The sequence below is a fragment of the Neptunomonas japonica JAMM 1380 genome, from assembly GCF_016592555.1.
GTDB classification, from domain to species: Bacteria; Pseudomonadota; Gammaproteobacteria; order Pseudomonadales; family Balneatricaceae; genus Neptunomonas; species Neptunomonas japonica_A.
This window is the reverse complement of record NZ_AP014546.1, coordinates 2,891,927-2,913,604: the sequence shown is the minus strand read 5'-3', so window position 1 is coordinate 2,913,604 and position 21,678 is coordinate 2,891,927. Positions and strand designations below refer to the sequence as shown.

Sequence of the window (21,678 nt, the reverse complement as noted above, 5' to 3'; positions counted from 1 at the left end):
GCTTCGTCGGTATTTCTGAAGAAATAAATTGAGGGTGCATCTATTTATTTTCTATTTATAAGGCTCTTTTTTTAAGTGTTGATATATATTGGCTGTTTTTTGTGCTGCGTTATCAGCTGTAAATGTCGGTTGGTTATCGGAGAATATACCCGCCTAAATCAATGCTGTAATGCTAAAGATCACGCTATTCTATTAGTACTGTTATAGCCATGCTAAATATTGCAATAGCAGTGCTAAGCAAACAGGCAGGTGTATTATGTTAGATAGTTTCAGATTATTGGCAGATTGGTTGGTATACGACTTATTTGGCTTGAGTGCTTCGACTAAGTGGGGCGATGCGCTACATTTTTTTATTGAGGATACCACTAAGATATTTGCACTATTGGTGGTGATGATTTACCTGATCGCTTTACTGCGAGCCTCTATGAATGTTGAATCCGTACGTGCATGGCTGGTGGGTAAAAGCCGATTTGTTGGTTATCTTATGGGGTCAGTTTTTGGTGCGGTCACTCCCTTTTGCTCTTGTTCTAGTATCCCTCTTTTTCTGGGCTTTACATCGGCAGGTATCCCTGTCGGGATCACCATGTCATTTTTACTGACTTCTCCGTTGATTAATGAAGTCGCCATCGTATTGTTGGGAAGCTTATTGGGTTGGAAGTTTACACTGATATATATAGCGGTAGGCATATCTGTTGGCGTTATCGGTGGTATTTTTCTGGATCTGATTAAGGCAGAAAAAATGCTGCAACCTTTTGCCGCAAAAGCTTATATTGAAGCAAAACAGGCTGCCGTTAAGGGAGAACGCCGGCGCTTAAATCTGGCTCAACGGCATCAGTTTGCAAAAGATGAGCTGGTCGATATTTTTAGCAGAGTCTGGAAGTGGGTTATTGTTGGTGTTGGGCTAGGGGCTGCACTACATGGGTTTGTGCCTGAAGGTTGGTTTGCTCAGAACTTGGGGCAAGGTCAGTGGTGGTCTGTTCCTGCGGCAGTTGGCTTAGGTATTCCTTTATATTCAAATGCAACCGGTGTTATTCCTGTGATGGAGAGCCTCATCACTAAAGGCTTGCCGATTGGGACTACGTTAGCGTTTTGTATGAGCACTGTTGCAGCAAGCTTTCCTGAGTTTATTTTGCTAAAACAGGTAATGCAGTGGAAGCTGTTAGCTATTTTATTTTGTTTACTGCTCTTTGCTTTTACATTGGTAGGCTGGATTTTTAATGGAGTAGGGTTATTTTTACTCGCTGCTTGAAGTCATGCCTTTAAACATGGCTACAAATCATGATTGAAGAGGATCTCGATATGAAAATTATTAAAGTACTAGGCTCTGGTTGCACTAAGTGCGAAAAAACAGCAGAAATTATGACACGTTTGGCAGCAGAAGTGGGCGTCGAAGTGACTGTCATGAAAGAGACAGATCCGGCTGCTATTATGGGGTATGGCGTAATGAGTACTCCGGCTGTTGTTATTGATGAACAACTGGTACATTCCGGGTCTATTCCGCACAGGGCAGATGTTGAGGCCTGGTTAGCAAGCGCATAATGTTATACCAGTGTTTACAAAAGTACTAAGGATTACAAAATGACGATTAAAGTGGGTATTAATGGTTTTGGGCGTATCGGGCGTCTGGCGATGCGTGTGGCATGGGACTGGCCTGAAGTTGAGTTCGTGCATATTAATGACCCGGGTGGTGATGCGCCAACACTTGCCCACTTATTGAATTTTGATTCTGTACATGGGCGCTGGCAGCATGATGCACAGGCCGAAGGTTATCGTATCTTGGTGGGTGACAAGTCTTTCACCGTGAGCCATAACCGAGCGATCTCAGACACTGATTGGTCAGGCTGCGATATTGTTATTGAAGCATCAGGGAAAATGAAGACCAAAGCTTTGTTGAAGGGCTATTTAGATCAAGGAATAAAGCGCGTGGTGGTGAGTGCTCCTGTTAAAGAAGCGGGTGTGCTTAATGTGGTGCTAGGGGTGAATGACGATCTTTATGATCCTGAGCTTCATAGTATTGTGACAGCGGCTTCTTGTACTACCAACTGTTTGGCTCCTGTCGTTAAGGTGATTCATGAGAATCTAAGAATTCGCCATGGTTCGATGACGACTATTCATGATGTGACAAATACACAAACTATTTTGGATGCGCCCCATAAAGATTTACGTAGGGCACGTGCCTGTGGAATGAGTTTGATCCCAACAACAACGGGTTCAGCAACAGCTATTACTCATATATTCCCTGAACTAAAAGGTCGCTTAAATGGGCATGCTGTGCGTGTACCACTGGCCAATGCTTCATTGACTGACTGTGTGTTTGAAGTTGAAAAAACAACCACAGAAGCAGAAGTAAACCAGCTATTTAAAGACGCAGCAGAAGGTGAGCTACAAGGGATTCTTGGCTATGAAGAACGGCCACTGGTTTCTATTGATTACAAGACAGATCCTCGCTCAGGTATTATTGATGCCTTATCCACTATGGTAGTGAATGGCACACAGGTAAAAGTGTACATCTGGTATGACAATGAGTGGGGTTATGCCAATCGAACGGCTGAACTGGTCAAAAAGGTTGGATTGATCGATCAGAAGTAATTACTCCATGTTTGCATCAATCTCTTCTGGTATTCGTCAGTACTTGCTTATTACCGCCAATTACTGGGCCTTTACATTGACGGATGGGGCGCTACGCATGCTGGTAGTGCTCCATTTTCATGCTTTGGGTTATTCTCCGTTAGATATCGCATTTTTGTTCCTCTTTTACGAAGTCTTCGGTGTTGTTACCAACTTAGTTGGCGGCTGGTTGGGTGCTCGTCTTGGCTTGAATAAGACGATGAACATTGGGCTAATATTACAAGTAGGGGCGCTTATTATGTTAGCCGCCCCTGCTGCGTGGTTAACGGTTCCATGGGTAATGGCTGCGCAGGCATTATCGGGTATAGCGAAAGACCTCAATAAAATGAGCGCTAAGAGTGCTATTAAGTTACTCGTTCCAGAAGATGCTCAGGGAAAATTGTATCAGTGGGTAGCGCTATTAACTGGATCTAAAAACACTCTGAAAGGCGTTGGTTTTTTTCTGGGCGGCGTATTGCTGACACTGTTCGGTTTTACTTCGTCTGTTTTAATGATGGCGGCGGGTTTATTTATCGTCTGGATAATGTCGATTTTGAATCTAAAGGAATCCTTAGGTAAAACCAAAACTAAGCCTAAATTTAAAGACGTATTCTCAAAAAGCCAAGCCGTAAACGTTTTGTCCGCTGCACGACTATTTCTTTTTGCGGCAAGGGATGTGTGGTTTGTGGTGGCTATTCCTGTGTTTTTTGCAGATACGCTGGGTTGGGATCATTGGACTGTTGGTGGTTTTATGGCCTGCTGGGTTATTGGTTATGGTGTTATTCAGTCATTGGCGCCTTATGTAACAGGTAAGCGTTCAGGTGTGTTGCCGGATGGCCGGGTGGCTGTTTTCTGGTTATTTCCGCTATTAATGATACCCGCAGGGATGGCTGCTGTTCTGAATGCGGGTATGGATATGCCGTTTTCCAGTGATTGGTTAGAAGTCTGTTTGATTGGCGGGTTGATGATGTTTGGGGCTTTTTTTGCCGTGAACTCATCATTACATAGCTATCTTATCGTGAGCTATGCCAAAGAAGATGGTGTGTCGCTCGATGTTGGTTTTTACTACATGGCAAATGCAATGGGCCGGTTAGTGGGGACTATACTTTCAGGGGGAGTGTATCAACTCTACGGGTTGGAGGCATGTTTGTGGATATCGTCGCTATTCCTGTTTTTAGCGTGGCTTATCTCATTTAAATTGCCTCAAACAACTTAAATTTCATTTTCGTTTCAGCTTGTGATGTCAGGATAGTCTTCGTTGTTTTTTAATAGATAAAATATTAATTAAAAGAAATGTAAGGTTTAGGTATTTCATTCGGCTAACCTTAATAAATCAAAAATAAAAGAGAACCTCATATGCATGAAATGCTGCCACACCTGATTCAGACAGATTTCCCCTCTATTACACGTACTAAATTAGATACGTTACAGGCAAATTTGGGCTATCGCTGCAATCAAACTTGTCTCCATTGTCATGTGGCGGCTAGCCCAAAGCGCACCGAAGAGATGGACTGGGAAACGATGCAGTTGATGTTGGACTTTATTGAAAAGTACGGTATCACTACACTCGATTTAACGGGTGGTGCGCCGGAGATGAATCAGCATTTTAAGCGTTTAGTTATTGAGGCGCGTAAGTTAGGTGTAAAAGTCATAGATCGTTGTAACCTGACCATTCTTTGTGAGCCTGGCTACGAAGACTTCGCGGAGTTTTTAGCTGAGCATGATGTTGAAGTCGTGGCATCACTGCCTTGTTATCTAGAAGATAATGTTGACGCTCAACGCGGTGATGGTGTTTTCTTGGCGAGTATTGCAGGGTTAAAACAGCTCAACGCACTTGGGTATGGACAAAAAGGCTCAAGCAAGGTGCTCAACCTTGTTTATAACCCGCAAGGTCCTGTTTTGCCACCGGAGCAGGTAGCTTTAGAAACTTCTTACAAATCTGAGTTAGATGCCCGCTACGGTGTGCAGTTTTCTAATTTATTTACGTTAGCAAATATGCCTATTCAACGTTTTGGCAGCATGCTTATTTCTAAAAAGACTTTTCTTCCTTATATGGATCTGTTGCGTGCTTCTTTTAATAAGGCAACGTTGGATAGTCTTATGTGCCGTTCGTTAGTTTCGGTTGATTGGCAAGGCTTTGTGCATGATTGTGATTTTAATCAACAGCTAAAAATGCCTTTAGGTAGTAGCCGTGAACCTGTTCATTTAGAGGCTTTGCTCGAAGAAGGGCTGCAAGAAAGCGTAATTCGGATTGGCGACCACTGTTACGGTTGCACAGCAGGCCAGGGGTCAAGCTGTGGTGGTGCACTGAGTTAAGCCTGCATATTTTCTTAAGTATTTAGTGAATAGCGTTGAGCCTACTAAAACAGTGTAGTTAGGTCAGGCTCTAGCCTAAATCATTATTATCGGGAGTAACCGATGAAGCGTTTGTTAGTCGTATTAGCCATTATTATTATGTTGCTGATTACTTGGCAGTCCGGTGGTTTTTCATTGTTGACGTTGGAAAACCTCAAATTTCAACAGGCAGAGTTGGCATCGTGGCGGGATCTTAACCCTGTTGTTGCTAGTGTTACCTTTTTCCTTATTTACGTTTTGGTAACGGCTCTGTCGATCCCCGGTGCCGTTATTATGACGCTAGCGGGTGGTGCACTTTTTGGGTTGTTATGGGGAGGTATTTTAATCTCTTTCGCTTCAACGCTAGGAGCTACCTTGTCAATGCTAGCTTCTCGGTATCTGATTAGTGATTGGGTACGTGGTAAGTTTGCTTCTTCTATCGCTCCGATTGATGAGGGCGTTGAAAAAGACGGCCCTTTCTATCTGTTTACGTTACGCCTAATTCCTATTTTCCCTTTCTTTATGATCAACTTGTTGATGGGGCTTACACGTATGCCTGCCAAAACATTTTGGTGGGTGAGCCAGTTAGGAATGTTGGCGGGTACTTTGGTGTTCGTTAATGCTGGTACTCAATTGGCCAAAATTGATTCTTTGTCAGGTATTTTGACGATCGAGATTATTGGTGCATTCGCTTTGCTGGGAATATTCCCTCTCATTGCTAGGAAAATTGTCGAGCTTGTCCAAGCCCGTAAGGTGTATGAAGGCTGGAATAAGCCAAAGAAATTCGATACTAATTTGATTGTAATTGGCGCGGGTAGTGGTGGACTAGTGAGTGCTTATATCGCTGCGGCGGTAAAGGCTAAAGTAACACTAATTGAAAAACACCAGATGGGCGGGGACTGCTTGAATACGGGCTGTGTACCTTCTAAAGCAATCATCCGCTCGGCTAGGCAAGCGTATGAAATGCGAAAAGCCGATCAGTTTGGCATTCAGTCGGTTGAACCCCAAGTAGACTTCTCTGCCGTTATGGGGCGTGTAAAAAATGTTATCGAACAGATAGAACCGCATGACTCCATTGAGCGTTATACCAACCTAGGTGTGGATGTTATCCAAGGTACTGCCAGTATTATCTCTCCTTGGGAAGTATCGGTCACGAAAGAGAACGGTGAGCAGCAAACCTTATCAGCAAAATCAGTCATCATTGCGACGGGCGCTCGTCCACGCGTGCCTAATATTCCAGGGTTAGATCAGGTTGATTATCTGACGTCTGATACTTTGTGGGGACTTGAAGCATTACCGAAGCGTTTTATTGTATTAGGTGGCGGGCCAATAGGGTGTGAATTATCCCAAGCATTTTCCCGGTTAGGCAGTGACGTGAGTATTGTGCAACGCGCACCTCACTTGATGCCAAGAGAAGACGAAGATGCGCAAGTGTTAGTCGAACAGCAGTTTGCAGATGAAGGTATTGCTCTGCATTTGTCGAGTACGGCTAAAGAAGTGGTTGTACGAGAAGGGCAGGCTTATCTACTTGTTGAACAGGCAGGAAAAACTGTCGAACTAGCCTTTGATAAGTTGTTGTTAGCACTAGGGCGCGAAGCCAACACCGGTGGGTTTGGTCTTGAAAATCTAGGCATAGAAACACGTGGGAACGGAACATTGGACTGTAATGGTTTTATGCAAACGCGTTTTCCAAATGTATATGTGTGTGGCGATGTTACCGGGCCTTTCCAGTTTACTCACGTTGCAGCACATCAAGCATGGTTTGCAGCAGTTAATGCGCTGTTTAGTGGTTTTAAACGCTTTAAAGTGGATTATCGTGTTATCCCGTGGGTGACATTTACTGATCCTGAAGTGGCACGTGTTGGCTTGAGTGAAAGCGAAGCGAAGGCGCAAGGTGTGGCTTATGAAGTGACACGATATGGCATTGATGATCTTGACCGTGCAATTGCTGATGGAGATGATCACGGCTTTGTTAAAGTAATAACCGTTGCCGGCAAAGATAAAATATTAGGTGTAACCATTGTGGGTAAGCACAGTGCTGAGTTACTCGCTGAGTTTGTCTTGGCGATGAAGTACGGTTTAGGCATGAATAAACTACTAGGGACCATCCATACTTATCCCACTTTTTCAGAGGCCAATAAATACGCTGCTGGTGAATGGAAGCGCGCGCATGTATCACCAAAAATCATGGTATGGCTGGCGCGCTTTCATACATGGCGTAGGAGCTAAACGTGCAAGATGAAGCAACATTTAGGCTGGTTTTTTTTCTGGGCGCTTTTGTGGTGTGTGCCGGTATTGAATGGTTGCGCCCAAAGCGCGCTTGGCGAGAGTCTAGGCTGACTCGTTGGCGCATCAATTTAGCGATTATTTTGATGAACACCCTTATTGTGCGATTGACTGTTGGGGCTATTGCGGTAACCGCCGCCGTGTGGGCTCAGCAAGAACAAATCGGCCTGTTTTATTGGTTGCAGCTATCGGGGGTTATCTCGTCGGCAGTCGGTTTTTTGCTATTAGATATGGCAATTTGGTGCCAGCACTGGATTACACATAAGTGGTCTGTGCTGTGGCGCCTACATCAAGTGCACCATACGGATCTCGATCTAGATGTGACGTCTGCTTTGCGGTTTCATCCGGTAGAGATCGTATTATCTCTGATCTATAAAGCGATGATAATCGTAGTATTGGGAATCGATCCCTTGGTTGTTATCACTTTTGAAATTGTACTCAATGCTTCAGCCATTTTTACGCATGCCAATATCCGCTTACCTTCGAGGCTAGATAGCGCTCTTCGTTGGGTCGTCTGTACTCCTGATATGCACCGTATCCATCATTCTGTCTACCAAGAAGAAACAGACAGCAACTATGGTTTTTTTCTGTCTATTTGGGATCGCCTTTTTTCAACCTATACAGTTGAACCTAAGGATAATCACCAGCAGATGAAGCTGGGCTTGTCTGAGCACCGGCAGCAACCGGCGTTAGGTTTCTTTGCACTACTTAAGTTGCCTGGGCAAAAGTTGCTCTCTTCTCGTCAGGTGCCTTAATAGTGCCTTTGAATAGCCCGGTTGTTTCAATCATCATTCCTATTTTGAATGAGTCTGCAATTATTGTTGCTAAGCTGCAATCGTTGCAATATTTAAGGCCGCAGTGTGAACTTATTCTTGTGGATGGGGGGAGTCAAGATGGCAGTGTAGGTTTGGCGCGAGAATGGGTCGATAAACTGGTGGAGTCACCGGCTGGCCGCGCTAAACAGATGAATGTGGGAGCTAAGTCCGCATCCGCTGAGTTGTTGTTTTTTCTGCATCTAGATACTGACGTGCCGTTCAAATTTTTGGAGCTTCTACCTGCTAACTGTAATGGTTATGACTATTGGGGGCGCTTTGATGTGAACATTGTCGGTACGCATTGGGTGCTGCCTATTGTGGCTTTTTTTATGAATGCTCGCTCCAGAGTAACCGGCATAGCGACCGGTGATCAGGGGATGTTTATTAGCCGCTCCCTGTTCGATAAAGTGGGAGGCTTTCCTGATCAGCCATTGATGGAAGATATCGAGATTTCCCGAAGGCTTCTTCAAGAAAAAAACCGTATTGTATTAAATACAGAGTAAGCACTTCTGGCCGGCGTTGGGATGAGAAGGGTGCTTTTAAGACAATTTGGTTAATGTGGTCGTTAAGGTGGGCATATTGGCGCGGAGAAACACCTGTAAAGCTAGCCCAGCGCTATGGCTATTACGTAGAGAATCAAAGTAAATGAGTATCGCATTAATTATTTTTGCTAAGGCTCCAGTAGCGGGCGTTGCTAAAACACGTTTAATACCTGCATTAGGTGCAGAGGGCGCCGCACAACTGCACTCGCGCTTATTGGAGCACACAGTAAAGCGTGCAGCCGCTTCTGCATGTTTTCCTATTTATCTCTTCACCCCTGTAGATAGTGACCACCCTTTTATTGATTACTTATTGGCTACTTACCCTTTGGTACATAAGCTTCAGGACGGCGTAGATCTTGGTGAGCGTATGAGAAATGCGCTTTCTAGCGTGTTGACCATAAATTATGGAGGTGCATTGCTGATTGGTAGCGATTGCCCCTCTATAGACGTAGTCTTGTTAGAAGAATGTAGTCGCGCACTGGAGAGTAATGATGCCGTGTTTTTACCCGCTGAAGATGGTGGCTATACGCTAGTGGGTTTTCAAGAAAAGCACGAGGCACTGAGTCATGTCTTTTCAAATGTTGAGTGGGGCTCTGAAAAAGTCATGCAGCAAACCCGAGATAAGCTAAGTCGGCTCGATGCAAAATGGTGTGAGCCTGCTTGCTTATGGGATGTTGATCGCCCCGAAGATCTGGATAGGCTTAAACAGCAGTTTCCTTCGTTATATTAAATTTCATAATGGGTACTGAAAATTCTTTATATCTGCTCTATTCTTCATTATATAAATAATGATGGGTAGGGCTTAATATGGATTTAAGGCCAGATGTAAGTAAGGGTGTTGATTATAAAAAAGGGTTAGCATACCTCTTTTTTATATGCTCTTTGGGGTTCTTTGGGAATGTTGAGGCAGATGTAAAGGAAGGGGGGCGTAATGAATTTAAATACCTCATCGACCAGGTGTATTTACTTCCCCTTGTAAGGCAAAAAGAAGAGATCAAAATTGCGGTTGTTTATCCTGGACTGCAGGCATCTGATTATTGGCAGCGTAGCTTGTCTGCACTCAGAGGTAGGCTTGACGATTTAGGCATTCTATACAAGCTCGATATTCGCTTTTCTCAACCCCATACTCAGCAAGGCCTTCAAGAAGCGCATATTCTTGAAATGTTAGATCATGAACCGGATTACTTGGTTTATACCATTAACTCACTCCGTCAACAACGGATGGTCGAAGCCTTACTGCAAAGAGAAGAGCCTAAGCTGATCATACAAAATCTGACTCGCCCGATCGCTGATTGGTATGACATTCAGCCGTTAATATATATCGGGTTTGATCATGTTGAAGGTGCGAATAAATTAGCGCAATATTTTACAAAGCGTTTTTCGAAAGGTAGTGAGTACGGTATTATTTTTTGGGGGAAAGGTGTCCTCAGTGATCAGCGCGGGTTAACGTTTGAGCACAAAGTAGGCAGCTATCATAAGTTAAAAGCGAGTTACTACACGCAAAGTAGAGCAGAAGCGAAGCGCTCAACACTCCTTATGCTTAAGAACAACCCTGAGCTAAAATATATTTATGTTTGCTCAACAGATGCTGCGTTGGGTGCAGTGGATGCGCTTAAAGACTTACAGCGATCCGATGTGGCAATTAATGGCTGGGGGGGAGGGCAAGCAGAGTTAGATGCTTTTCAAGAAGGTTTGTTGGATGTAGTGCTCATGCGTGTGAACGATCAAAATGGTATAGCCATGGCTGAAGCGATAAGGTTAGATATGTTGAATCAGCCAGTACCTAGTGTTTATGCCGGTGATTTTAGAGTACTTACTCAAGGGATGGATTTAAGATTGGTTGATCGATATATCAAGGAAGCTTTTGTTTATTCTGGAGATGTGCGTAAATGATTTTACGGTTTCGCACCCTCACTTTTTTACTTTTCTTAATTACCCTATCAGGCTTTTTATCTGTCTTTGCTTTCAATGCTTATCATGCAACTGAGAAAGTCCTAAAAGAAGAGACGCTGGCATCTTTATCGCAAAGTGCGGGCGCCATTCGTCACGAGCTTAATACTTATTTGCGGTTGATTGATCAAGAACTACATAATTTAAAGTCAATGCCTGAGCTACAGATGGCGATGGAGGAAGGGGGCGAAATTGAGTTACGCCAGCTCATAATGGAAGGAGAGCGCCCTTCTTCCATGCAGCGTTATCAGTTCATCATATTGAGTTCATTAGACAGTAAACAGTGTTATTTGATTAAAAGTCGCTTAATTAATATCGGAACCGAAATTTGTCGTGACCTTTATCAAAGCTATACACGGGTAATGACTCAGGAGTGGAATATTTATCGTAACGGGCCACAGATATTGCTTGCTAAAGATTATTTAGTGACTAATAGCGAGCAAAAAGTTATTGGTCGGATGATTGGTGGTATTAAATTATCGAGTAACACCTTGTTATTAAGCCAATTGGTTAACCGGTCGGTGGTTGACCTTGATGGCGCTCAGTTAAAGCTTGCTGGTAAAGCTATTAACTCATATAGACCTTTAGGGAAGGGTTTGACGGTTAATGAAAAGAAATGGTTAGAAGATAATACACTAGAGAAGTATACCGAAGATTTTGGGCAGTTTGGTGCAGGTTTAGAATTAGAGTTAACCGCTTCACAACAAGATACACGCTCTCTTGCTGTCCAGTTTGTTAAGCTGTTGGGTAGCGGGGCACTCATTGGCTTGTTAGTGAGTGCTGCTGTGGCCTTTCTACTATCATTGGCACTTGATAAGCAGCTTCAAAAGTTAATTCTGTATATTCGTGATTTGGCTAGTAAGGGTAAAGATGTAGGCTGGGATGCTGGCGGTATTCATGAGTTCAATCGGATTGGAGAAGAGATCGATCTCATTGTGAAAGAGTTATTTGAACGGCGTTTCGAGCTCAAGGATACCAATGCAAAGCTTGAGACAACGTTGCAGGAAAAACGCACTATTTTATATCAGTTAATTCAGAGCCAAGAACAAGAAAGAAGTCATCTCGCACAGGAACTACATGATGAGCTAGGACAATTACTGACGGCGGTTAGAGTTGAGACTGTGTTGCTTGAGCATCAGATTCCGCTTAACAGTCCATCGTTAGATCATAGTTCCAAAATTAAGCAGCTAGTCTCAGATATGTACTCTACGGTTTATGATCGGATTATGTCACTTAGGCCGGTAGAGTTAGATACATTAGGTTTGAGCCAATCTATACAGCAGATCCCTACGTTGAATAGCTTAAGGCAGACTGGCGTTAAAGTAGCGCTTGATATTGATGAGATAAAAATGCCATCTGGTACTGATATTCATTTATATCGAATTATTCAGGAAGCCTTGACCAATATCATGAAGCACGCATTAGCAACGGAAGTCTCTATTTCTTTATATAGCGATGACAACCAAATACTGCTGAGTATCATCGATAATGGGCAGGGGTTGGATGAATCCCAACATTATAAGAAAGAGCATGCGGGGTTTGGCTTACTAGGAATAAAAGAGCGGTGTGAATATATCGGGGCTAAATTATCAATTTTATCCGATGATGGCGTCAGTTTGCGGGTTGTTGTGCCCTTAGAGAGGTTTGATGATTCGTTTTGAATATTGCCTGTATTGGTTGTTTTTTGATCTGTGGCAACGCTAAAGAACAGATAAAGCTCTATGATAATTGCCTAATATAAGGCTTCTCGGGTTATGAGAGGTCTTTTTTATAAGCGAAATTTTATATAAGTTATTGTTATATATAAATTCCTAATGCTTAGTTTTATTGGGTGTGATGATGGATTTTGAATTTCTTATTTCTTTGTTTGGCGAGTCAGGTACCAATGCTATTGGCGGCTTGTTATTGGGTTGTATGTTTGGTGTGTTTGCGCAAAGAAGCCAGTTTTGTTTACGTGCAGCGGTGGTCGAGTTTGCTCGAGGCACTATTGGCAAAAAAGTGGCTATCTGGTTGCTGACATTCTCTGCTGCTGTAGGAGGGACTCAGGTTCTTATTACGCTGGGTGAGCTGGATATCACTGATTCCAGAATGCTAGCCAGCTATGGCAGTCTGTCTGGTGCTATTGTCGGTGGTTTGTTATTTGGTGCGGGTATGATTCTAGCTCGAGGGTGTGGGTCTCGGCTTTTAGTATTGGCAGCTACAGGAAACTTAAGGGCGCTATTTTCAGGTTTATTGTTTGCAGCAGTTGCACAAGCTTCGTTAAAAGGGGTCTTGGCACCGGTTCGGGATAGTATTGCCGGAGCGTGGTTGCTGCATAATGATGGTGGTTTGGAGCTGATTTCTTTTTTAGGGTGGGGGTCATACACCGGTATCTATTTAGGTGTAGTTTGTATGATCATCGCTATTTTTTACGGTATAAAAAATAAACTAACTCCTTGGGCATGGATTGGCTCGGTAGGCGTAGGGGCAATGGTGGTTGGAGGCTGGTGGTTTACTTATCATTTATCTTATCAAACGTTTGACCCCACCCAAGTTGAAAGCATGACTTTTACTGGCCCGTCTGCCGATACGCTTATGTATTTATTAACACCTGATAATGTGGCATTGGATTTTGATGTGGGTCTAGTCCCCGGCGTGTTTTTAGGGTCCTTTCTAGCCGCTTTTTTATCTCGTGAGCTAAAACTACAGGGGTTCCAAGAAGGCCGCAGTATGATTCGTTATATTGTAGGGGCTTCTTTTATGGGAATGGGAGGGATGTTAGCGGGTGGTTGTGCTGTAGGTGCTGGGTTGACTGGAGGATCTGCTTTTTCAATCACCGCGTGGGTAGCTTTAGCGTCTATGTGGGCCGGTGCTGCATTGACCGATGCGGCGGTTGATCGTGAATGGACATCGAGAAAAGAGGACGTGTCGCTTGTTGGCGTTAAAGAGCAGGCTGCGCTATCTTAAAATAGTCGTCTCCTCTTGTTATGGAGTGAAGAAAAAACAGTTAGGGTCAAGTGGCCTGACTATATCAAACGCCTTACATCAAGGAAGATGGAGTGTTTATGCGTAAATTACTTGTTTTGCTCGCGTTGCTTGTTAGTAGTCAGGCATCTGCTTTGCGGTTATCTAATGGGCAGCTACTATCCTCTGGAGATGAGTTGTCCAAAGTCTATGAAAATCTCGGCAAGCCTATTGCAAAATACAAAGCTAAAACTCGATGTGGGTCTGGTCGTACCTGCTCAGTAACCCGTATGGTTTATCGCTTTGATGGCCGTAAATGGTTTATTGATATGAAAAGTGGTCAGGTAGTCAATATTGAGTGGACCTATCGCTAGTAAGCGTGTCGTTAAGTTATGCTCGGTTTGTCAGTTTTGGTAGGTGCTGTATTTAATAGGCAGGTGAGATATCAGTGAGTCAGCCAGGCAATAGTGGATGACTCATCTTTTTGAATTCTTCTACTAAACATCTAGTATTTTCGTCAGCGTGGCTTTTTCAGATGATATAACCTGCTCAACAATTGTTTGTTGTTTGAAGTGTTGGTAGAACTGCGTAAGTTTTGGCCACCTGTCTTCAGGTACTGTTTCGTTGGCATGTTCATAAGAGATTAGCTGGCTGGCTACGCTAATATCGGCAAGCGTTAACTCATCAGCAATGAAGTATAGGCCGTTAAGTTGTGACTCTAAATAATCAAAGAGGGGAGGGAGCTTTTCGTGGATGGCTTTTTGAACAAGTTCTTCGTTAGGCTGTTTGCCTGCGATACAGTTTAAAATCCTTTGGCTAAATACGGTAAAGGTTGTATGCGGCGAGAGTTCATAATCTGCGTACTTTTCAAGCCACTCGCAGCGAGCTTTCAGTAATAGGTCATCGGGAACTAGTTTCTTTTCTGGATAGTAGGCGTCCAGAAAATGAGCAATAACGGCAGAGTCAGCTAGCACATTATCTCCCAAAACAAGTGCTGGGACTTTTTTTAAAGGATTTAGAGCTTCGTATCCTTTAGGTGTGGCGTAAGGCACGATCATCTTTGAATCGTAATCAACTTCTTTAAAATCAAGTAATAACCTAACTTTGCGCACGAAAGGTGATAATGGGGCTCCATAGAGTACTGGCTTCATAAACGCTTTCCTTAATTAAGAAAAATGATAGATTATCATAAGGGAAGTCCCTTGGTTTGTGCTAGTGACTTGTTTCCTTAGCGTCTTTGCTGGCTGCTTCTTGGTCAGCTTCATCTGCTTGATTCGATAGTGCTTCAATATGACTGCTCAACTCGAATACTTGTCTGTCATGTTTCTGGAAGTGGTGCATATTATTTAATGAGTTCAGACAGTTTTTATACTGATGAATAGATACTTTTCTCCCTTTCATCTGCTCGCACTCTATGGCATCAAATATCATACAATCTATGTTGGCTTGAGCATGGCAGTACTGAAGGTGGGTCAGAAGGTCGTTAATAGTGTGTGCTGCAGTGCTGTTTTTTTTCAGAGTTTGTAACCATTGAGATAATTCTCGTGCTGCAAGTGTTGCTTTTTGTGCCTCGTTTTTATCATTCAATAACGTTAATGAGCCTGCTGGATAAGTATTATCGGGTGAAAAGCCTGATAACCTTTGAAGGCTTTCTTGGGCCGCTTTTTGTGAGGCTGAAGTGTTATCCAGCAGCAATAAATTTTTCCATTGAAAGTTAATATGTTGGCTGACAAGGTGATTTAGTTGCTCTGATACCAAGCCGCTAGGAAGCGTGTCGTAGAGTTGTTCAACGTTGCGAATGTTGTTACGAATGGCTTGCATGCGTGTGCGTTTTTGTTGACGTTGATTTTCAATGCTTTGAATAATAATAGTGACGCCTATCAAAACACCAATCACGATGACGATGATAATAGCGGTTCCAGTAGAAGACATAAGTACGTTATTTCTCAAATAATGAAGTAATTGATTTTATAGGAAAATCATTTAAAAATAATGCTTGACGTAATCTTATCTCAAGCATAATATACGCCCCGCATTTGAGGGAAAGCTTTGAGTGTTTTAGCGTCCCATTCGTCTAGTGGTCTAGGACACCGCCCTTTCACGGCGGTAACAGGGGTTCGAACCCCCTATGGGACGCCAATTATTTTAGCCGTTAATTTAGCTGAAATAATGTTGCGGGAATAGCTCAGTTGGTAGAGCACGACCTTGCCAAGGTCGGGGTCGCGAGTTCGAATCTCGTTTCCCGCTCCAAGTTTGTAGGTAAAAGTTTCAACAGTGCTTTTTCTAAAAGTGCTTATGATATGTCCCATTCGTCTAGTGGTCTAGGACACCGCCCTTTCACGGCGGTAACAGGGGTTCGAACCCCCTATGGGACGCCACCAACTTTCTTAACAGAAAGAATCAGCGGGAATAGCTCAGTTGGTAGAGCACGACCTTGCCAAGGTCGGGGTCGCGAGTTCGAATCTCGTTTCCCGCTCCAAAAATCATATCCTTCATCTATACTTGTTCACATCTTTGATATTCGGCCATTGAAGTCGATATTTTACCTTTTTGGGTATCAAAAATGGAGTAAGTGTGCAGTTCATGAAAAGTCTCATTTGGGGCCTCCTTAGTTTTTTGTTTTTTTATCATTAAACGCAAATGCTGAAAGTATGTGTTCTTCCGTTTCTTCGTCAGCGGCGTCAGGCAGTTTGTTTGACTCGGGAGGTGGCGGTGGTCAGTACTCAAACAGAGAAGATTGCACTTTTTTTGATTCAGCCTTCAGGGGCTTCTAGTGTAACGCTTACGTTTTCTGATTTTGCTCTTGAGAACAGTTACGACTATATCTATTTATATGACGGTACCAGTACGTCTTCATCTCAGATAGCGAGCTTAAGTGGTTCAACCGCAGGAACCTATACTGCCAGCTCTGGAGCTATGTTAGTTCGCTTTATAAGTGATAGTTCTGTTACTGATCGTGGATTTTCGGCAACCTGGGCGGCAGAGACCAGTAGTTGTGCAGCGCAAAGCGTAGGTGATAGTTTCCCTCGCGTTTCTTACAGCCAAAGTAGTGGTAGTGCCAATTGGGCCGGGAGCTGGGTTGAAATAGGTGAATCTGATGGTATTAGCGCGGGCATTGCCAGAGTGCGTAGTGATTTATGTAGTAGCGGGAACTGCCTGCGTTTAGGTGTTCCGTCAGGAAGTAGCGCGCAAACCTATAGTGATCGGGGTGTTTATCGAGAGGCTGATTTAAGTGGAGCGACGAGTGCAACGCTATCATTTGTCTATCGCAGAGGGGTAAATCAAGGTAATCAGACCGTAGTGCTCTCGGTATCTAATAACGGCGGCAGCAGTTGGACCAATTTGCAAAGCTACTATATCGATAGGAGTAATACTTCCGCGGTCTCTGCTTCTTTTGATATTTCTGCTTACGCTAGCAGCAATACACAAATTCGCTTTTTGGCATCAGGTAATCGGGCTGTGATTGGTATGTATATTGATGACATCAGTATTCGTTACCAGCCAGTTTGTGAGCCTGAAGTGCATGCCGCATGGTATTTTGATGAATATGAATGGGCGGCTCTTGCTGGTGAAGTGTTAGATTCGGGTGGAAATGGTTATCACGGCGTTGCAAATAAGCATATTGCAAATTCTACGGATGGTGTTGTCTGTAATGCTGCGGATCTTCGCGAAAGTGGTGATAATGATTATGTATCTTTGGGTAGCTCTGCTCTTGATGGTCTTGATGATTTTTCTATTTCTGTTTGGGGGAAGTTGGATTCTACCCGTAGTGAAGCCCAAACCCTTTTTTCTGCAGCCTCTAGTTCACATACCAATGGTGTGTTGATGTTTTTTGCTAACACTAGCTCTTTAAATTTTTTCTTTCGAGATGAGATAGTCGCAACATACTCATTGCCAGCCATTAGTGATGACCGTTGGCATCACTATGTATGGACGCGTAATGAAGGGCAGCACTGTCTGTTTGTGGATGGTGTGAGCAAGGGGTGTCAGATCGACACCTATACCGGGGCTATATCAGTATCTCCTAATGGTTTGGTTATTGGTCAAGAGCAAGACTCTGTGGGTGGTGGATTTGCTGCTAATCAAGATTGGGAGGGTTTGGTCGATGAGCCCATGATTTTTAGCGGTGAGCTTTCTGCGTCGAGTGTGCATTCAATTTATACCAACCAATTGGCGGGAAGCAATTGGGATGGTTCTTCAAGAGTCTGTCCAGATCCACCACTCCCGCCGGATGGCACTCTCCCGTTGCCTAATGCTGATTGGCATCTTGATGAGGCTGTTTGGGAGGGAGTGGCTGGCGAAATAAAAGACTATAGCACTAACGCGTTTCATGGGGTGGCTAGCCAGGCTATGGCAACGAGTAGTGATGGTGTTGTGTGTCGTGCAGCAGATCTTAGCCGTGATGGTATAAGCGATTATATATCGTTGGATAATGCGGCTCTTGATAATTCAAATGACTTTTCTATCTCTGTTTGGGGGAAGCTGGACTCTACGCGAAGTGGAGCTCAAGCTATTTTTTCTGCAGCATCTAGTACGCATACAAATGGTGTGCTGATGTTTTTCTCTAGTACAAGTAGTTTGCAATTGTATTTTAGGAATTCAATAGTAGCGTCATATTCCCTGCCAGCTATTAACGATGATCAATGGCATCATTATGTGTGGGCACGCAGTGCAGGGCAGCATTGCCTGTATCGTGATGGTGTGGCACAAGGTTGTCAAAACAGCACTTATACTGGTGTGATTGATGTTGATACTCGTGGGTTGATAATCGGTCAGGAGCAAGATGCTGTGGGGAGTGGTTTTGAGCCTTCTCAGGACTGGGAGGGCTTGGTAGACGAGCCTATGATTTTTTCCTCGCAGCTAAACTATGCACAAGTCTCCACTTTATATGATAACCAACTAGCCGGTAAAAACTATGACGGTACGGAGCGGCGTTGTGAGCTGCCTTCCCCTGTAGTTAATTATCGATTTGATAGTTGTAATTGGTCTGATGGGCAAGATGTTGTTGATAGCGGCCCTAATGGCTTAGATGCTTATGCGGTTAATGGTGTGCTCTCTACTGTTGATGGGCAAATATGTGGTTTGGCTCAGTTTGATAGTGAGGATGATTACGTCAACCTGCCGGATTCAAATTTTGTGGACTTGCCGACAGCAATGACAGTGATGGCTTGGATTCGTCTGGATAATACGCCTACTGAATTAAAGACCTTTATATCAAAAGATAGTAATTATGAAGTGCATATTGATAGTAACCGTCAAGTGTATTGGTGGTGGCAGGATTCAAATAATGTGACGCGCAGCTTTACATCTGGGAGTACTGTTAACTTAGGTCAGTGGCATCATGTTGCTGTTACCTACAAAGATGGTCTCCAAGTTATTTATATAGATGGGCAGGAAGCGGCTCGTCAAACTCACACAGGGCAGTTGATAACAAATAGTAATGCCTTGCAGATTGGCCAGGATCAAAATGTTACTGCCAGATTTTTTGATGGTGATATTGATGAGGTGAAGATTTTTGATGTTGATCTAACGACTTTTGAAATTGAAAGCATTGTTAGTAATGAAATAGCTGAGAGAAATTATGATGGGGCATTGCGCTCTTGTAATTGTATTGAGCCGGTAACGGTAAACCATTATGAGATCTCGCATGATGAGTCGATGGTTAGCTGTTTGGCAGAAGAGATTACCTTTACCGCTCATGATAATGCAGATGTAGCCGTTGATGCTAAGGATGCGTTATTGCAAATATCGACTTCAACAGGAAAAGGTGATTGGCTGTCTGTAGCTGTTGGGTCCGGAGTACTAAGCAATTCAGGCGGTGGGCAGGCGACTTATCAGTTTCCGGATAATGGTGAAACGAGTGTGACTCTGCGTTTTTCTTATCCGGATTTGGTTTCAGATCCTGATGTGCTGAATTTTAATGTAACGGATGGTGCTTCTTCTGATAAGGGCGATGCATCCCATCCAGAAGATAAAAACTTGTCAGTGTCGGATGCAGGGTTGGTATTTTCTATCCCTGATACGCAATCGTGTAACGCTTCAACAACTGTTGTCGTACGTGCGGTGAAAAAGTCCGATAGTTCTGCTAGTTGTGAAAGTGCCGTTGCGGGTAATCAAAGCGTTAATTTTTATAGTCGCTATATGGCCCCTACAGCAGGCACTAAAACTGTGCTGTTGAGTACGGCCGGTAGCGCTTATTCGTTGGCGACTAGCGCTTCCGGGACGCCAGTCTCGATGAATTTTAATGCTCAGGGAGAGGCAGAGATGACTGTCCAGTATTCTGATGCGGGCGAGGTGGAGTTAAATGCTGAGCTTACCATTGGGGCTAAAGCCTTAAATGGATCGGATTCCTTTATTGCTTACCCCTCACGCTTGCTTCCTATGGCAGAGTTTGTTGACGTTGGGCCACCTAGAGCTGCCACTCTGCTCAATAATGGTAATGTTTCTGGAGGTGCTGTCTGGGCTGCAGCAAGGCCCTTTACTTTACGCGTGTCTGGGCAGTGTGCAAATGGTGATGTGACGCCTAATTATCAGCCATCCAATGCAGAACTTGGTATTAGCTTGAATACGCCAACCGCTGTGGAAGGTGGTGCTGGTGGTGCTTTATCGGTTTCTCTAGGTGGTTCTATAGCTAACTTGGTTGCCAGTGATCTTGATGCAGCAGGTCAAGTGCAAAGCTGGATTGGCATATCGTCGGGTTTTAGTACGGGTGTTTTTGAAGATGTTGCGGCGCGTTACTCGGAAGTGGGTATTATAGATTTGTATGCGCGAGATACTAATTATTATGGGCATGATTTAGGGCTAGCCACGACGCCAGTAGGGCGTTTTATTCCAGGTTACTTTAAGGTGGTAGCTAATACGCCGGAATGGGATACGCATTGCTCTTCAGATATTTTCTCTTATATGGGTGAGGAGATTAGGTATAAAGAAGCGCCAGAGGTTACTGTGAGTGCTTTCAATGTGGCAGGCCAGGCTGTTAAAAACTATGGTAAAGATCTTTGGAAGTTATCTGAGAGGCAATCAGGACGCTCATATGCAGATGTGAGTATGGCTGTATCAACAACATTAGTGGAAGATATTGATCTGTCTGCAGGAACGTGGGGGGATTCTGAAAAGAATTACGATGGAGAGGCAACTAATACTCTAAGTGGTGATTCGATTTTGTTTGATCGTGTTGCGTTAGAGGCGCCCTTTGAGGGGCTTGTTGATCTGTCTTTTACTGCGGCTGATTTTACTGACGCTGATGACGTGTGTTACCGCATTGATTCTGATAGTGATGGTGACTTGTTAGAGGAGGTCTGTAGTGGTTTTAGTATAGAAAATATTTCTGCTAAGGAGCTTCGCTTTGGCCGCCTTAATGTAGTGAATGCGTATGGGCCTGAAACTGAAGCTTTGCCTTTGCCCTGGCTTGCTGAGTATTATGATGGCGCTAATTTTATAACCAATTCGGATGATAGTTGCAGTGCTTGGTTAACGTCTAGCGTAACTTATACTGATGCTGACGGCTCGTTAATATCATCAGGATTGACAGTGCCTAGTTATGCGTTTTTAGCAACTGATTTTAGAGTGGATAAGGGCGATGCTGGAGTAGTGATGAGTGCTCCGGGGGCATCTAATACAGGGAGTGTGAATGTGTCTGTTAACTTGACTGAGGCTCCTTACTTTAAATTTGATTGGGATGGTGATGGGCGTTTTGAAGAGGAGCCTTCTGCTCATATTGTCTTCGGGCAATTCCGAAGTAATGATAAAGTAATATTTCAGCGTCAATGGTGATATTAACCCTTGACATCGATCCTTGGAATCACTAAGATTTGCGCCTCTTTAAAGGGTACTGCCTTTAAGAAGAATGTCCCATTCGTCTAGTGGTCTAGGACACCGCCCTTTCACGGCGGTAACAGGGGTTCGAACCCCCTATGGGACGCCATATTTTGGCCGTACTATTGGCTAAAATAATGTTGCGGGAATAGCTCAGTTGGTAGAGCACGACCTTGCCAAGGTCGGGGTCGCGAGTTCGAATCTCGTTTCCCGCTCCATATTTACAGTATGTTTTAAAAGTATTTTTCTAAAAGTACTTATGATATGTCCCATTCGTCTAGTGGTCTAGGACACCGCCCTTTCACGGCGGTAACAGGGGTTCGAACCCCCTATGGGACGCCATCTTTTTTCTTCTTGAAACGCTCACAGTTTTTATATTTTTCGTA

16 protein-coding genes and 7 tRNA genes are annotated in these 21,678 nt (G+C 43.8%); 21 read left to right on the top strand and 2 right to left on the bottom strand.

Annotation, left to right across the window (positions count from 1 at the left end; translation table 11 throughout):
• Positions 1–256 precede the first annotated feature (256 nt).
• The 13 genes from NEJAP_RS13620 (at position 257) to NEJAP_RS13560 (ending at position 13,851) form a co-directional block, all read left to right on the top strand.
• Positions 257–1,249, top strand: coding sequence for a permease (locus tag NEJAP_RS13620; RefSeq protein ID WP_201347751.1), 993 nt, complete (start codon positions 257–259; stop codon positions 1,247–1,249).
• A 50-nt stretch (positions 1,250–1,299) separates the two neighbouring features.
• Positions 1,300–1,539 carry a thioredoxin family protein gene (locus tag NEJAP_RS13615; protein WP_201347750.1) on the top strand — a complete coding sequence of 80 codons (240 nt, stop codon included), beginning with the start codon at positions 1,300–1,302 and terminating at the stop codon, positions 1,537–1,539.
• Positions 1,540–1,578: 39 nt separating this feature from the next.
• On the top strand, positions 1,579–2,589 hold the full coding sequence (locus NEJAP_RS13610; RefSeq protein WP_201347749.1) for an ArsJ-associated glyceraldehyde-3-phosphate dehydrogenase: 1,011 nt from the start codon (positions 1,579–1,581) through the stop codon (positions 2,587–2,589).
• 7 nt (positions 2,590–2,596) lie between these two features.
• Positions 2,597–3,823: an organoarsenical effux MFS transporter ArsJ gene (gene arsJ, locus NEJAP_RS13605; protein ID WP_201347748.1), complete on the top strand. Its 1,227-nt coding sequence runs from the start codon at positions 2,597–2,599 to the stop codon at positions 3,821–3,823.
• A gap of 140 nt (positions 3,824–3,963) precedes the next feature.
• Entirely contained in the window at positions 3,964–4,923 is a 960-nt protein-coding gene (gene arsS / locus NEJAP_RS13600) for an arsenosugar biosynthesis radical SAM (seleno)protein ArsS (protein ID WP_201347747.1), read from the top strand.
• A 102-nt stretch (positions 4,924–5,025) separates the two neighbouring features.
• Complete coding sequence (locus NEJAP_RS13595) at positions 5,026–7,170, top strand: FAD-dependent oxidoreductase (protein ID WP_201347746.1); 2,145 nt, start codon at positions 5,026–5,028, stop codon at positions 7,168–7,170.
• 2 nt (positions 7,171–7,172) lie between these two features.
• Positions 7,173–7,982, top strand: a complete 810-nt coding sequence (locus tag NEJAP_RS13590) for a sterol desaturase family protein (RefSeq protein WP_201347745.1) — start codon at positions 7,173–7,175, stop codon at positions 7,980–7,982.
• A 2-nt stretch (positions 7,983–7,984) separates the two neighbouring features.
• Positions 7,985–8,545 (top strand): TIGR04283 family arsenosugar biosynthesis glycosyltransferase, encoded by a 561-nt coding sequence (locus NEJAP_RS13585; RefSeq protein ID WP_329610907.1) that lies wholly within the window; start codon positions 7,985–7,987, stop codon positions 8,543–8,545.
• Between the two features lie 142 nt (positions 8,546–8,687).
• A complete protein-coding gene (locus NEJAP_RS13580) occupies positions 8,688–9,314 on the top strand; it encodes a TIGR04282 family arsenosugar biosynthesis glycosyltransferase (RefSeq protein ID WP_201347744.1) in 627 nt (208 codons plus the stop codon).
• Between the two features lie 77 nt (positions 9,315–9,391).
• Positions 9,392–10,477 (top strand): substrate-binding domain-containing protein, encoded by a 1,086-nt coding sequence (locus NEJAP_RS13575; RefSeq protein WP_201347743.1) that lies wholly within the window; start codon positions 9,392–9,394, stop codon positions 10,475–10,477.
• Complete coding sequence (locus NEJAP_RS13570; RefSeq protein ID WP_201347742.1) at positions 10,474–12,195, top strand: sensor histidine kinase; 1,722 nt, start codon at positions 10,474–10,476, stop codon at positions 12,193–12,195. The genes NEJAP_RS13575 and NEJAP_RS13570 overlap by 4 nt, the downstream gene beginning before the upstream one ends.
• A gap of 178 nt (positions 12,196–12,373) precedes the next feature.
• Positions 12,374–13,480: a YeeE/YedE family protein gene (locus tag NEJAP_RS13565; RefSeq protein WP_201347741.1), complete on the top strand. Its 1,107-nt coding sequence runs from the start codon at positions 12,374–12,376 to the stop codon at positions 13,478–13,480.
• Between the two features lie 98 nt (positions 13,481–13,578).
• Positions 13,579–13,851, top strand: a complete 273-nt coding sequence (locus NEJAP_RS13560; protein WP_028471378.1) for a hypothetical protein — start codon at positions 13,579–13,581, stop codon at positions 13,849–13,851.
• Positions 13,852–13,974: 123 nt separating this feature from the next.
• On the opposite strand, the gene NEJAP_RS13555 is transcribed toward NEJAP_RS13560, so the two are convergent.
• Positions 13,975–14,628 (bottom strand): glutathione S-transferase family protein, encoded by a 654-nt coding sequence (locus NEJAP_RS13555; RefSeq protein ID WP_201347740.1) that lies wholly within the window; start codon positions 14,626–14,628, stop codon positions 13,975–13,977.
• A 61-nt stretch (positions 14,629–14,689) separates the two neighbouring features.
• Positions 14,690–15,409, bottom strand: a complete 720-nt coding sequence (locus NEJAP_RS13550) for a hypothetical protein (RefSeq protein WP_201347739.1) — start codon at positions 15,407–15,409, stop codon at positions 14,690–14,692.
• A 131-nt stretch (positions 15,410–15,540) separates the two neighbouring features.
• Between NEJAP_RS13550 and NEJAP_RS13545 the strand changes: the two genes are divergently transcribed.
• The 8 genes from NEJAP_RS13545 to NEJAP_RS13510 all read left to right on the top strand — a co-directional run bounded on the left by NEJAP_RS13545 (position 15,541) and on the right by NEJAP_RS13510 (position 21,634).
• Positions 15,541–15,616, top strand: a tRNA-Glu gene (locus tag NEJAP_RS13545).
• Positions 15,617–15,651: 35 nt separating this feature from the next.
• Positions 15,652–15,727, top strand: a tRNA-Gly gene (locus NEJAP_RS13540).
• Between the two features lie 52 nt (positions 15,728–15,779).
• Positions 15,780–15,855: transfer RNA gene (locus NEJAP_RS13535), tRNA-Glu, on the top strand.
• A 25-nt stretch (positions 15,856–15,880) separates the two neighbouring features.
• Positions 15,881–15,956 (top strand) — tRNA-Gly (locus tag NEJAP_RS13530).
• 215 nt (positions 15,957–16,171) lie between these two features.
• Entirely contained in the window at positions 16,172–21,250 is a 5,079-nt protein-coding gene (locus NEJAP_RS13525; protein ID WP_201347738.1) for a DUF6701 domain-containing protein, read from the top strand.
• 75 nt (positions 21,251–21,325) lie between these two features.
• Positions 21,326–21,401 (top strand) — tRNA-Glu (locus tag NEJAP_RS13520).
• A 33-nt stretch (positions 21,402–21,434) separates the two neighbouring features.
• A tRNA-Gly gene (locus tag NEJAP_RS13515) sits at positions 21,435–21,510 on the top strand.
• Positions 21,511–21,558: 48 nt separating this feature from the next.
• A tRNA-Glu gene (locus NEJAP_RS13510) sits at positions 21,559–21,634 on the top strand.
• Positions 21,635–21,678 lie beyond the last annotated feature (44 nt).

Bases quoted from the DNA above. Each gene is read 5' to 3' on its own strand.
- NEJAP_RS13620 (WP_201347751.1), top strand. From the start codon at position 257: ATGTTAGATAGTTTCAGATTATTGGCAGATTGGTTGGTATACGACTTA.
- NEJAP_RS13615 (WP_201347750.1), top strand. From the start codon at position 1,300: ATGAAAATTATTAAAGTACTAGGCTCTGGTTGCACTAAGTGCGAAAAA.
- NEJAP_RS13610 (WP_201347749.1), top strand. From the start codon at position 1,579: ATGACGATTAAAGTGGGTATTAATGGTTTTGGGCGTATCGGGCGTCTG.
- arsJ (WP_201347748.1), top strand. From the start codon at position 2,597: ATGTTTGCATCAATCTCTTCTGGTATTCGTCAGTACTTGCTTATTACC.
- arsS (WP_201347747.1), top strand. From the start codon at position 3,964: ATGCATGAAATGCTGCCACACCTGATTCAGACAGATTTCCCCTCTATT.
- NEJAP_RS13595 (WP_201347746.1), top strand. From the start codon at position 5,026: ATGAAGCGTTTGTTAGTCGTATTAGCCATTATTATTATGTTGCTGATT.
- NEJAP_RS13580 (WP_201347744.1), top strand. From the start codon at position 8,688: ATGAGTATCGCATTAATTATTTTTGCTAAGGCTCCAGTAGCGGGCGTT.
- NEJAP_RS13575 (WP_201347743.1), top strand. From the start codon at position 9,392: ATGGATTTAAGGCCAGATGTAAGTAAGGGTGTTGATTATAAAAAAGGG.
- NEJAP_RS13570 (WP_201347742.1), top strand. From the start codon at position 10,474: ATGATTTTACGGTTTCGCACCCTCACTTTTTTACTTTTCTTAATTACC.
- NEJAP_RS13565 (WP_201347741.1), top strand. From the start codon at position 12,374: ATGGATTTTGAATTTCTTATTTCTTTGTTTGGCGAGTCAGGTACCAAT.
- NEJAP_RS13560 (WP_028471378.1), top strand. From the start codon at position 13,579: ATGCGTAAATTACTTGTTTTGCTCGCGTTGCTTGTTAGTAGTCAGGCA.
- NEJAP_RS13555 (WP_201347740.1), bottom strand. From the start codon at position 14,628: ATGAAGCCAGTACTCTATGGAGCCCCATTATCACCTTTCGTGCGCAAA.
- NEJAP_RS13550 (WP_201347739.1), bottom strand. From the start codon at position 15,409: ATGTCTTCTACTGGAACCGCTATTATCATCGTCATCGTGATTGGTGTT.